This window comes from Nannocystis exedens (assembly GCF_002343915.1).
In the GTDB taxonomy this organism is placed as follows: Bacteria; Myxococcota_A; Polyangia; order Nannocystales; family Nannocystaceae; genus Nannocystis; species Nannocystis exedens.
Map to the genome: position 1 here is coordinate 9,072,140 of NZ_NETK01000001.1, position 11,214 is coordinate 9,083,353.

12 protein-coding genes are annotated in these 11,214 nt (G+C 69.4%); 7 read left to right on the forward strand and 5 right to left on the reverse strand.

Going from position 1 to position 11,214, the window contains the following annotated elements:
- Window positions 1–164: 164 nt before the first annotated feature.
- Entirely contained in the window at window positions 165–1,319 is a 1,155-nt protein-coding gene (locus NAEX_RS35565) for a PAS domain-containing protein (protein ID WP_143141337.1), read from the reverse strand.
- A gap of 371 nt (window positions 1,320–1,690) precedes the next feature.
- Here NAEX_RS35565 and NAEX_RS51240 point away from each other — a divergent pair, with 371 nt between their 5' ends.
- Together NAEX_RS51240 and NAEX_RS35570 are read left to right on the forward strand one after the other, a co-directional pair.
- Window positions 1,691–1,861 (forward strand): hypothetical protein, encoded by a 171-nt coding sequence (locus tag NAEX_RS51240; protein ID WP_170136276.1) that lies wholly within the window; start codon window positions 1,691–1,693, stop codon window positions 1,859–1,861.
- Between the two features lie 176 nt (window positions 1,862–2,037).
- A complete protein-coding gene (locus NAEX_RS35570; protein ID WP_096331918.1) occupies window positions 2,038–2,673 on the forward strand; it encodes a glutathione S-transferase family protein in 636 nt (211 codons plus the stop codon).
- Between the two features lie 146 nt (window positions 2,674–2,819).
- Here the strand turns inward: NAEX_RS35570 and NAEX_RS52450 are convergent, their stop codons facing one another.
- From NAEX_RS52450 to NAEX_RS48785, 4 genes are all read right to left on the reverse strand, one after another.
- Entirely contained in the window at window positions 2,820–4,112 is a 1,293-nt protein-coding gene (locus NAEX_RS52450) for an alpha-ketoglutarate-dependent dioxygenase AlkB family protein (RefSeq protein ID WP_211302529.1), read from the reverse strand.
- A gap of 99 nt (window positions 4,113–4,211) precedes the next feature.
- Window positions 4,212–4,835, reverse strand: coding sequence for a hypothetical protein (locus NAEX_RS51250; RefSeq protein WP_170135317.1), 624 nt, complete (start codon window positions 4,833–4,835; stop codon window positions 4,212–4,214).
- A gap of 166 nt (window positions 4,836–5,001) precedes the next feature.
- The gene (locus NAEX_RS35580; protein ID WP_096331919.1) at window positions 5,002–5,967 is read right to left on the reverse strand and encodes a hypothetical protein; all 966 of its coding nucleotides are present in this window, start codon (window positions 5,965–5,967) and stop codon (window positions 5,002–5,004) included.
- Between the two features lie 442 nt (window positions 5,968–6,409).
- Window positions 6,410–7,096 (reverse strand): hypothetical protein, encoded by a 687-nt coding sequence (locus tag NAEX_RS48785; RefSeq protein ID WP_143141338.1) that lies wholly within the window; start codon window positions 7,094–7,096, stop codon window positions 6,410–6,412.
- Between the two features lie 440 nt (window positions 7,097–7,536).
- On the opposite strand from NAEX_RS48785, the gene NAEX_RS35595 reads away from it, so the two are divergent.
- The 5 genes from NAEX_RS35595 to NAEX_RS35610 all read left to right on the forward strand — a co-directional run bounded on the left by NAEX_RS35595 (window position 7,537) and on the right by NAEX_RS35610 (window position 11,165).
- Window positions 7,537–8,559 (forward strand): alpha/beta fold hydrolase, encoded by a 1,023-nt coding sequence (locus NAEX_RS35595; RefSeq protein WP_211302530.1) that lies wholly within the window; start codon window positions 7,537–7,539, stop codon window positions 8,557–8,559.
- Window positions 8,560–8,762: 203 nt separating this feature from the next.
- Window positions 8,763–9,344, forward strand: coding sequence for a DUF6624 domain-containing protein (locus NAEX_RS35600; protein WP_096331922.1), 582 nt, complete (start codon window positions 8,763–8,765; stop codon window positions 9,342–9,344).
- 281 nt (window positions 9,345–9,625) lie between these two features.
- Window positions 9,626–10,558 carry an STAS domain-containing protein gene (locus NAEX_RS35605; RefSeq protein ID WP_096331923.1) on the forward strand — a complete coding sequence of 311 codons (933 nt, stop codon included), beginning with the start codon at window positions 9,626–9,628 and terminating at the stop codon, window positions 10,556–10,558.
- A gap of 77 nt (window positions 10,559–10,635) precedes the next feature.
- Window positions 10,636–10,761, forward strand: coding sequence for a hypothetical protein (locus NAEX_RS54050; protein ID WP_256254113.1), 126 nt, complete (start codon window positions 10,636–10,638; stop codon window positions 10,759–10,761).
- A complete protein-coding gene (locus tag NAEX_RS35610) occupies window positions 10,761–11,165 on the forward strand; it encodes a hypothetical protein (protein WP_211302531.1) in 405 nt (134 codons plus the stop codon). Before NAEX_RS54050 ends, NAEX_RS35610 begins: the two co-directional genes overlap by 1 nt.
- The last annotated feature ends 49 nt before the right edge of the window (window positions 11,166–11,214 follow it).

Consider the following 11,214-nt stretch of genomic DNA (forward strand, 5'->3'; position numbering starts at 1 on the left):
ACGCCGCGCGCGCTGGCTGCCGTGCGGGTAGGCCTCGCCATGAACGTGGACGGTCGGGTGCTTCGCGTCGTCGGCCGGCGACTTCTCCTCGGCGGGTTCGTCCTTGCGTCTGAAGCCCTTGAGCGACGCCCGCGCCTCGATCGGCGTGCGTCGTCGTGCGCCGTTCAGGCGTCGAGCTGCCGCTTGCCGAGCGCGAAGACGATACCGCTCTGGAGCGTGCCGCGGGTGACGATGTGCTGGAGGTTCGCCTCGATCTGCACGAGGGTATGCGCGATCTCTGGACGGATCCCGGTGATGATCACCTCGGCACCCAGCAGCCGCACGGCGTGAGCGGTGCGAAGCAGCGCGCCTGCGACCGCGGTGTCGACGACAGGCACGCCGGTGATGTCGAGGATGACGAATCGTGCGTGCGTGTCCGCAACGCCCCGGAGGATCGCGTCCATGATCTGTTTGGCACGCACCGAATCCAGCGTCCCTATTATCGGCATCACGAGGATCTCATCCGTGACCGGGATCAGCGGCGTCGAGAGCTCCTGGATCGCCTGCGCCTGGGCGAGCAGCACCTGTTGCCGCTGCGCCTCCTCGGCTTCGGCCCGCTTGCGCGCCGTGATGTCGGTGTTGAGCTCGAGCACCTCGTCGACCTGGCCGTCTCGCCCGCGCTTGAGCACCCAGCGGCTCGCCACGATCACGTCCTGGCCGTCGGCGCGGGCGTGCGTGAGCTCGCCGTTCCAGTGGCCGGTCGTCCGGAGGTGCCGGTCGATCGCCTCGATGTCCGCGGGGAAGCGGGTCTGCAACAGCTCGTGCGAGACCCGTCCTATCGCAGCCGCACGCTCGTGGCCGTAGAGCTGCTCGGCGCCGCGGTTCCAGTACGTGATCGTGCCACCGATCGCGCGGGTCAGGATCGCGTCGTGCGTGAGGTCGAGCAATTCGGCCAGCCTGCGCAATTCGTCGGTCTGCCGCGCCAGCTCCTGCCTCGCGTGCTCGCGCTCGGTCACATCCGCGCTGAGCCCGGCGACGCCGAGCAGCTCGCCCGACGGGCTGCGCATCGGCCTGAAGCGCGTCTCGAGAATCCTCCCGTTCTCGTGGGAGAGGGCGGTGTGCGCCTCGCCGGCGAGGGCCTGCTTGATGGGCCCGAGAGTCTCCGGACGGTTAACGTACATGTCCTGGACGTTGAGGCCGACGAGCTGTCCTGGTTTCAACCCGATCACGCGTAGTGCTCCGCCCTCCGATAGCTTCACCACGCCCTGGGCGTCCGTCGCCCAGGCCATGATGTCGAGATTGTCGAACACAATGCGCACGATGTCCTCGTATTCGCTCATGATTGCACCCCTACCGGCCACGCCCACGGTGATAGAGACAAGGTTGGGAGGCCTTCGCCCAGGATCGCATGGGTCGAGGCAGGCTGCACGGGGTGACCGCGTATCTAATTCGCGGTGGAGCCCTCAACGCTGAACGCGATTCGCGTAATTTCCGCTCTCGGGAGATTTCGGCCCCATGCCGAGCTTGCTTCGGGGGCCCCGACCCTCGCAGAAACACCTCGTTGTCGGCTACTACGTTTATTGCCTTCTATTCAATGTTCCATGCTGAGTCGGGCGGCGTATCGCGAGCTCACTAAAGACCGAGGGCACGAGGCGCGCGCGGTCGACGTGGGCGAGTGGCTGCGCCTACCCCCACGTCGCCTGACAACTCGGTGAAGAACTCCGCGGCGCTCGAGAACCCGCTCGGCCCCGCCCAGACGCGGCTGCGACGGGCCCGTGAGCTGCTCGCCGCCGAGGTCGAGCAGGTCCGCGGCACCTCCGGCGCCGCGGATCAGCGCGCGGACTTCGACGCCCGGGCCGCGTCGATCCGCGCGTCCCTTTAATAAGTATTTGCTCGCTCGGCGCCCGCGGCGCTGCTCGTCGAGGCGCTGCTCGCCGCCGCCTTCACCCGGCCCCTTCGCCGGTTCCCCGCACAGATACCCGGTTCGGCGCGACGGGAACTGTGCCTGTGGCCAGCCGCGTTCTGGCGGTAATTGTCTGGCCGAGAGGTCGAGTCGACATGAGCGACGTGCAGATCATCGGTCGTAGCAGCTCACACTTCACCCGCCTGACGCTGATCTTCGCGCACGAGCTCGGCGTCCCGTTCGAGCTCGTGCCGATCCACGACATGACCGTCGTCGAGCCCGAGGTCTACGCCGGCAACCCTGCGCTGAAGCTACCGACGCTGCGCAGGGGCGGTTCGCTCGTCTTCGGCGCCGAGAACATCTGCCGCGCGCTCGCGGAGCTCGCCGACGCGAACCGCCGCGTCGTGTGGCCCGAGGAGACTCGCTCCGACGTCGCGCGCAACGCCCACGAGCTCGTTCGCCACGGGATGGCCGCGCAGGTGCAGCTCGTGTTCGGCACGGTCGTGTGCAAGCTTCCGGCCGACAACCTCTACTTTGCAAAGGCGCGGCAGGGCTTCGACGGCGCGCTGCGCTGGCTCGACGATCACCTGCCGAGCGTGCTGGACGCGATCCCCTCGCCGCGCGACCTGAGCCTGTTCGAGGCCTCGCTGTTCTGCCTCGTCGACCACCTCTCGTTCCGCAGGACGCTGCCCGTCGCTTCGTATCCCTCACTCGCGCGCTTCGCCGAGGGCTTCGCAGCGCGGCCATCCGCGCAGCGCACGCAGTATCGATTCGACGCTCCGCCCGGATGACATGACGCGAAGGACAGGATCGTAGCGAGCCGGGAGCGACCGATCCGGCCGGGTGGGCAGCCGGCGCTCGTCGAGGTGCGGTGCGGTCGGATGGATGGTCGCGACGGCTGCGCGAACGGCAGCGAGAGCAGGGGAGCACCCTTGTCCTACGATGGGCTGCCCCCCGCGCGAGCGCAGAGCCTCCTGGCTTTCTCCGGCGGCCACAGATCGCTCGGGCTCAGGGTGCAAGTGACGCGGGGGTAGACGAAGTCGGTCTCCTGGTTCTCCCGGCGTCGGAGCGCGAGGAATTCGCGACGCTCCTCGTCGTCGGCCAGGGTCAGCGGTGTGCCGTCGGCAAGACGGGGCTGCCCGTCACGCACGTGAACCCAGGTCTTCGAGGTGCGAAACGTGACCCCGAGCCAGGGGTTGTCGGGAGCTCCAGCCGCGGGGTCCAGCACGATCCGGTGGCGGAACCGTCGATTGGTGTCGGCGGAGAACACGACCACACGGCCGTGGAGGAGCGGGATGACGAACGAGGGCCCCCCGAGCTCCTTCGACTCCACCATCAGCCGCCGCGACGGCCCGGCCTCCGGGTGTTCATAACAGGAGAAGAGGGCGATCTCCCCGGCATCGTCCAGGTCGAGCGCCTGGTCCGAGTGGGCGCCCATGGTGGTGTAGGCGCGGGTGTAGACCTCCAGCAGCGCGTTGTTGAAGGGGAGCGCGAGCGAGGCACACGCGTGGATCTGCCGCGCGAGCGTGGTGTGGATCGGTCGAAAACACTGAGCCGGGAGCGTGTACGCGGTGGTGGTGCGGACGATGGGGACCCCGCGCGAGTCGTCGGGCGCCACGAGCACCGCGCCGCGCCGGCCTTTTCCGAGATCCTCGAGCCGAGCCGACGCGGACAGCTCCGCGAAGAGGTCGCCTCGGGTGGGGACGGCGTAGGTGCGGAACGGGTCGGACGCCTCGTAGATCGGCGCCCGGTAGTCTCCCGCGTTCATGCTGAAGCGAAAGCCGTCTCCGTAGTCGATGGGGGCCGACGTCTTGTTCTCTTCGGCGTAGAGCCGGCGAAGCTCCACCATCCCCTCGGGCGTGGGGGCCTCCAGCTCCACCCGCGCCCCGTTTTGGAGCAGGAAGGTGCGCCCATCCTCGTGGACCGCCTCGGTCTTCGAGCAGCGCACCACGTAGCCCAGCCGGGTCGGGAGCCGCGCGGCGTCCAGCTCGGACGGCACGATCTCGTGGGTGTAGCGCCGATTGGTCGACAGCGGCATGAAGAACACCGAGTTGGGATACAGCGTGATCGTGAAATGGTCCGGGAACGCGCCTGTCTCCGCGGTCTCGATCTCCTTGTGTCGGAAGCGGAGCCGGGTCAATCCGCTGATCGTCCGGTGACCGCGGTCGAAGGGATCGCCGGCCATGGGGGCGAGCCGATCGAGGTGTTCGTAGAAGGTGCAGAAAGCCATGACGCCGTGGTCCGGCATGTCCTTGGTCTTGTCGGCGTGAGACGAGATCCGGGCCTTCGCCTGCTTCTTCTCGGCGTCGGCCGGGGTGTTGGGATAGATCTACGCAAGCACGTGATTGAGCGGCGCCGCCCCCGAGAAGACCAGCGCTGCCTCCTGGTTCAGCGCGTCGACGATGTGTCGGTCGGTGGAGCGGAAGTTGTCGGTCGGGCCCGACAGGTTGGTGGAGCAGCGCAGCAGGCGAAAATGGAGCCCGTCCCGCTGCTTTCGGACCGGCGTCAGGTAAATGCCGGTGCGGTGTGCCGTGCCCGGCTTGGTGGATTCGGTCAGCGACTGGAAGGTGTGCTCGCCGCGGATCCGCTCGACGTAGTCGATTTCGGGGTCGAAGAAACACCGGTAGTACACGCCGAGCCCGTGAACGTCGAGCGGGACCCGGCCGGAGCCCACCACCGGCCAGGGGGCGAGGTCACCCGCCGCGTCTCCGTAGGAGCCCTCCCGGATCACCAGGACCCGCGACGCGGCCGAGAGGTCGAGGGCGGCGGCCTTCGCCACGTCACCGCACAGGTAGACGGCCTTCCCCGCGAGGTCGGGCACTCCCGCCGCGGGGTCGGTGACCACCGTGCCGGCGAAGCCGTTTATCGGCGGTTCGTCGCCCTTCGGCGAGAGCAGGATCAGGACCTGGCGGGTGTCGACGATGCGAGCTTCGGGGAGGCGCGGCCGGGCCATGGCGACAGGATATCACCGGGAGAAGCCGGCTCTCCCGCTCGCCGACGCGAGCTGCGCCGGCTGCACGACGTCAGCACGCGGCGAAGGCCGGCGTCACCCACTGACGCGGTAGAAGTCGACGTTGGTGGCGAGGCGCGGCCAGGGTGGCTCCGGCAAGCTATCTTGATCACCGGCTGCAGTCGGCGGCGTCCGCGGGCGCGAGCAGGAACTTCGCCCCTGGCCGCAGGCGCAGCGGCGGCGGATTCTGGCGCACCCATGGTCCCTCGACATCGACGACGACGAGCTCCCCACGCCGCGGGCCCATGCGTACTCGAGTGCCCGCGAGGATCTCCCCCACCGGCTCCGCCCCACGACCGGTGTCGACGTACAGCGGGTGCTCCGCGCCACATCCGTCCCAGTGGGCGCTGCCCTCGAGACTGAGACCGCGGGCCAGGAATTCGCCCTCGGTCGAGTCCTTCAGGGGCTCGACGAGACGGGCCTCGACCCACCCGCTCACCGTGGATTCGGCGAGCGCCCCGTCGGCGATCGGCCAGGCGATCTTCACCTGCGACCCGGCGTCTGCGAGCCGCTTCACTGGGACGGCGCGCTTGAGGTGGAGATGCAGGACCGGAGGGCCGCCGGCCGTCGCCGCCACGGCAATTGGTCCGCGCGGGCGCAGGCGGCTATCGGGGACGGCGAGATCGCTGTAGCTCTCCTCCAGCGCGAGCGTATCGCAGGCGACGTCGACGGTCGGAGCGTCCACGAAGCGGACGCGCCGATCCTTCGGTGGGGCGACGCGCAGGCTTGGACCGCCGACCGACGTCCACATCAGCGGCGTGTTGCCCGCCTGCAGCACCCCGCCGAACACCAGCTCGCCGCGCGTATAGACCGGGAGATCGCCCGGCCTGGGGGTCGTACGCAGGCGCAGCCCGAAACTGGTGAACTCGGCCGTGGCCTCGCCGTCGGCCACGAATCGGAGCTCGTCGGCGCTGAGGATGGCGGCGAAGGCGCGACCCGAGGCGCTCCGGAGCGTGCGCGCCGTGGGGCTGTCCCAGTTGCTTTGATGGAGCTCGCAGGTGCTCGGCGCCGGGGCCCCGGTCGCGGGCGGTGACGCAGCCTCGGCCGTAGGCGGCGGCGTCGTCTCGGAAGGCACGACGGGCGCAGGTGCGGCGCTCGTGGCCGTCGTGGGAGCAGGCGGCGGCGTCGTCTCGGCAGGCACGACGGGCGCAGGTGCGGCGCTCGTGGCCGTCGTGGGAGCAGGCGGCTGGGGTGGTTGGACCGCGGCGCAGCCAACGAGCAACAACAGCAGGGAGAAGCGCGCGAGCATCCGCGTAGGGACAGAACGCGGGCGACGAAGTTCCCGACATGTCAGTACAGCCGCATGGCGACGCGGAGACGGGCAGCTCAAGCGGGGCGCCTCCGGCTGGCTACAACTCGGCCTCGGGCGTACGGCGCGCGGCAGCGCGTCCCCCAAGAGCTGATTTGCGCTGTACGCTATCACGCCCCCACCATCACTGACCGTGAGATCCCCGAGCAGCACGGGCTGCCTGCGCCGGGTGGAACGCAACCCCTACCTGGCGGGGGACGGCGTCGGCTCACTGCTTGCGCACGGATCGACAGATCTTTTCGGCCGGCCCGATGTCGCCGGTCGTCATGAAGTGGCAAGAAATCCACCGGTCTCCTGCCGGCGTGACCGACTGAACATAGTGATTCGGCTGGGCGCCAGGCTCGCTCAAATTCGACACGCAACGAACGAAGAAGCCGCCGCCGGGCAGCGCCCCCTTCGTGGCCTCCTTGTCGTCCGCCGAGCACTTCTTTTTGGCGAGCTCGTCGGCGCTCTTCGGCATCGCCTCGGTGGCAGGCTTCACCATGAAGTTCGCGCCCACGCTCCGCGGCTGGTCGCCTTCCGGCTCGACCGTAAAGTAGGTGTCGTTCTTGCGCTCGAGCTTGTACCCCTGCGGAATGTCTGCCGTGAACCCGGTCTCGCCGAGGGACGGGCTGCCTGCCCCTCCGGCGGCTGCTTGCGTCTTCGACGAGTCAGACGCCTCGGGCGACGCCGCTCCTCGTGCGGCGGTGGGTTGCGTCTTGGGCGAGTCGGACGGCGCGGGCGCCGCTCCTCGAGCCGTGGTGGGTTGCGTCTTGGACGAGTCGGAGGACGCGACTGCAGCTCCTCCGGATGCGTCGTCACTCTTGCAACCCACGACCGCGAGGGCTTTCAGAAGGAAGACGGAGACGCAGATCTTCAGCGGTGCGGCGGGAGCGAAGGATTGCCGGTTCAGCATGGCGCGCTTCATACGACAATCCCGGTTTTTTCTGAAGGAGCTCGAGGCGAGAATTCCGAGGCAGGGCAAGCAGGAGCGGACACATCCGGCAGTCACCGACCGGCTCCGACCGCTCAGCGAGCCCGCCGTCCGACAGGACGAGCACCGACGACACGAGTGTCAGCAGCGTGGGTGAGACCGCGACGAGCACGATTGGCCCGGTCACGGATGGGAGCGCGACGGGCGACCCGTCCGACGACACCGCCCAGAGCGCCGGCGCCATCCATGTCTACTGAACCATCGCGTCGTGAGCCGCGGACGTCGACGCGCCGCGCAGGTGATGCGTGTGAAGGAGGCCGATCTCGACGACCGCGGGCTGCCCCAACCCGAGCGGCCTGGAGCGTACCGCGCGCTCCCCCGGACTTGCAGGCCCTTTGGGGCGAGGGTAGTTTTCGCGCCTGATGATCCAGCCCCGCACCCGCGCCCTCCTGGTCCAACGCCGTCGCCCGCACGGGGTACGACGCGCACAGGACGGCGTGAAGCCGATGCCCAGGTACATCCGAGCGAGTCGCTCGGCGGCGCTTGCCGTGGCGGCCGTGGCGTCCTGCCGGCCGCGCCCCGAGGCGGGAGCGAACGCTTCCGTCGAGCCAGCGGCAGCGGTCGCCGGCCCGAGCATGGAGCCGGTCGACAGCGGCTACGCCGACGTCCACGGGCTGCGCATGTACTACGAGGTCTACGGCGCGGGGAAGCCCCTCGTCCTGCTGCACGGCTCCTACATGAACATCCCGTTGAACTGGGCGCACATCATCCCGTTGCTGGCCAAGGACCGGAAGGTCATCGCAGCGGAGATGCAGGGGCACGGCCGCACGAGGGACATTCCCCGCGAATTCAGCTACGAGGGTATGGCGGACGATGTGTCCGGCCTGCTCGAGCACCTGAAGATCGAGCGGGCAGACGTCCTGGGATACAGCATGGGCGGCGGCGTCGCCTTCCAGGTCGCCGTGCGCCACCCCGAGAAGGTGCGCCGGCTGGTGGTGCTGTCGGGCGTCTATGCGCACGACGGGTGGTGGCCCGACGTCGAGGCCAGCTTTGCGACGTTCACCCCGGAGATGTTCAAGGGCACCCCGATCCACGAACAATACGTGGGTTCTGGGAACGATCCGGGCCATTTCCCGGAGTTCGTCCAGAAGGTGATCGGCATCGACCTGAAGCCTTATGATTGGTCCAAGGACGTGAAGAACATCGAGGCCCCGATCTTCATGGCCATCGGGGACGCCGACGGCGTGCGGTACGAGCATGCGATGGAGCTGTTCCGCGCCAAGGGCGGCGGAAAGATGGGGGACATCCACGGGCTGCCCGAGTCCCGCCTGGCCGTCCTGCCGAGCACGACCCACATCGGCATGATTCAGCGGACGGATTGGCTGATCCCGATGATCCGCGATTTCCTCGACTCCGACCTCGACTCGGCGCCTCCGACGTTCTAGCCGCCGGCTCGACGGGCGCGACGCCAGGCTCGTCGAGCTGCGACGCTGCTTCGGATTCCGGCCTCGCGCTCGGCCTGCCGAGACTCACGGACCCTGCCGGCGATCCTGCGCGTGGCGGCGTGCCCCCGGGAATCTCGGGGGCCGAGCTCCGGCTCGCTGCCGGAGGGGTTGCACGCGGACGCGACCGCGGCAATGCTCGGCGCATGGACGAGGAATTGCGCAACGACCTGATTCGGTGGATCGCCGAGGACGACGAGACGCGCGAGCGACTGGCGCGCGACGGCAGCCTGTTCGCCGGCTACCACCCGGAGATGGAGGCGGTGCACCGACGCAACGCGGCGCGCCTGCGCGAGGTGCTGGCGCGGGTCGGCTGGCCGGGGCGAGCGCTGGTCGGTGAGGACGGGGCGAGCGCGGCGTGGCGGATCGTGCAGCACGCGATCGGCGAGCCGGCGCTGCTGCGCGGCTGCCTGCCGCTGCTGCAGGCGGCCGCGGCCGAAGGCGACGCCGATCCGGCGGAGGTGGCGATGCTCGAGGACCGGATCCGCGTGTCCGAGGGCCGGCCGCAGCGCTACGGCACGCAGTACGATTGGAGCGACGACGGCACGGCGATGGTGCCGATGGTCGGGGTCGAGGCGCCGGAGTCGCTGGCGGAGCGGCGCGCGGCCGTCGGCCTGCCGCCGATGGTGTGGCGCCGCCCACCGCCGCCCGGCGAGTCGCCGCCGGCGGACCGCGCGGCGCGCCAGGCCGAGATGGAGGCGTGGGCGCGTCGCGTCGGCTGGCGCTGAGGACATGGCCTGAAAGACCTGTCGCTCAGGGCATGCCTATATTCGACCACCCCGTCGCACCTTCACGCCCCGACAGGCCCTGCACGGAACCGGCGCTGGACCCGCCTCGGGTCGGCGGGGCGGGCGCTGCGGAGCCCTCGCCCCGTGCTCGATGGGTGGCACCGGCGCGTCGCGCGGGGATGTCCCCGAGGACAGCGTCCTCGTTCGCCGAGGAGCGCGGCTAGGGAAGCTTCCTGAGGGGGATCTCCCTTGGTACCGTGTGCTCCGACGAGCGCGAGCGCATGACGAGCAACGAAAAGGGCGTCGATCTGCAACAGCTCTTCCCCCAAGCTGCCCTCGATGCCGTGCCGCAGCCGATGTGGATCTACGGCCGAGATGGTGTCGCCGCCGGGTGCAACATCACCGCGGAGAAGTTCTGGCGGTTGCCGCGGGAGCACATCGTGGGCAAGTACAACGCCTTCGAGCACGCGGAGACCCCGGACGGGGCGAGCCTCCGCGAGCTCGTCCGCGCCGTCCGTGCGGCGCTGGACGCCGGTTCGGTCGAGGTCTGCGAGCCCGTGCTGATCGACCTCGGCGCGCTCGACGTGACCACGCAAGCCAGCAAAGAACGGGCCTACATCGAGAATACGATCTTCCCGCTGCGCGACCGGGACGGGGCGATCCACTTCGCGGCCGTGCTGCAGCGGAACGTCACCGAACTGGTCGAAAAGCGCCAGGAGGTCGAGCAGGCGACCGCACGCATCGCCGCCCAGAGCGAGCTGATCGCGGCCCTCGAGGCCGCGCAGCATGCCCTCGTCGAGCAGCGTCAGACCATCGAGGAGCTGTCGACGCCGATCATCGAGGTCTCGCAGGGCGTGCTCGCGCTACCGATCCTCGGCAGCGTGGACGAGGCCCGCGCCGGCGAAATGATGCACAAGCTGCTCGAGCAGATTGCCCACAGCAAGGCGCAGTTCGCGATCCTCGACTTGACCGGGGTTCAGAGCGTCGACATCGCCACGGCCGAACACCTCGCGCGGATCATGAAGGCCGCGGGCCTGCTGGGAGCGCTCGGGATCTTGTCGGGGGTCTCGCCGGCCGTCGCCGACGCGCTCACGTCGATCGAAGTCGACATGACGAGGTTCATCACCTGCCGCAACCTGAGCGATGCCTTGACGTACACGAAGCGCTCGCGCCGGCCGGGGCCCGCCGGCGCGCCGATCCCCGGGAGACGTTGATCGCGCCCGGCCGAGGCGGGTACGTTCATCGGCGGGCGGCGACCTGAGCCCGGGGACGCGGCGCGCGACGAGGAACGGTGACGACGGGACGGATCGATCAATTGCGGGACGAGATCGCCAAGAGCCGGCTCTTGGCCGCGCCCTACGCCGACGACGGGATCGTCATCGGCGGCGCGCACGTGCCTGCCGCCGGGCCGACGTGATGGTCAACGTCGACCCTGAGCTCGATGAACGACCGGCGCTGGACGAGGGCCGGCTCCTCGCCGCCGTCGAACGGGTGTTGACGATGACGACCGCGCAATGGCGGCGGATCGTCGGGGCGATCGCCGAGGACATCGAGGACGCGGTCGGCGATCGGAGCGTGAGCGAGACGACCGACGTGCGCGACGACCCGACCCTCCGCTCCGTGGTCGTCCTCACCGACGCCTTCCTGCTCTCCTTCGCCGCGCCGAAGCAGTTCCCCGACAGCTGGATCCGGGCGCAGCTCAGCGAGGACCTCGTCGTCGACGATGTCGTCGTCGACGAGAAGGACGACGGCATCGAGACGGTCCAGTTCGCGTCGGTCGACGACCTCCTGGATCATCTGAGCTCGAGCGACGACAGCTGAGCGCGTCGTCCGCTCGTCATCCTCGGCACGCGGTTCCCCGGCGACGACC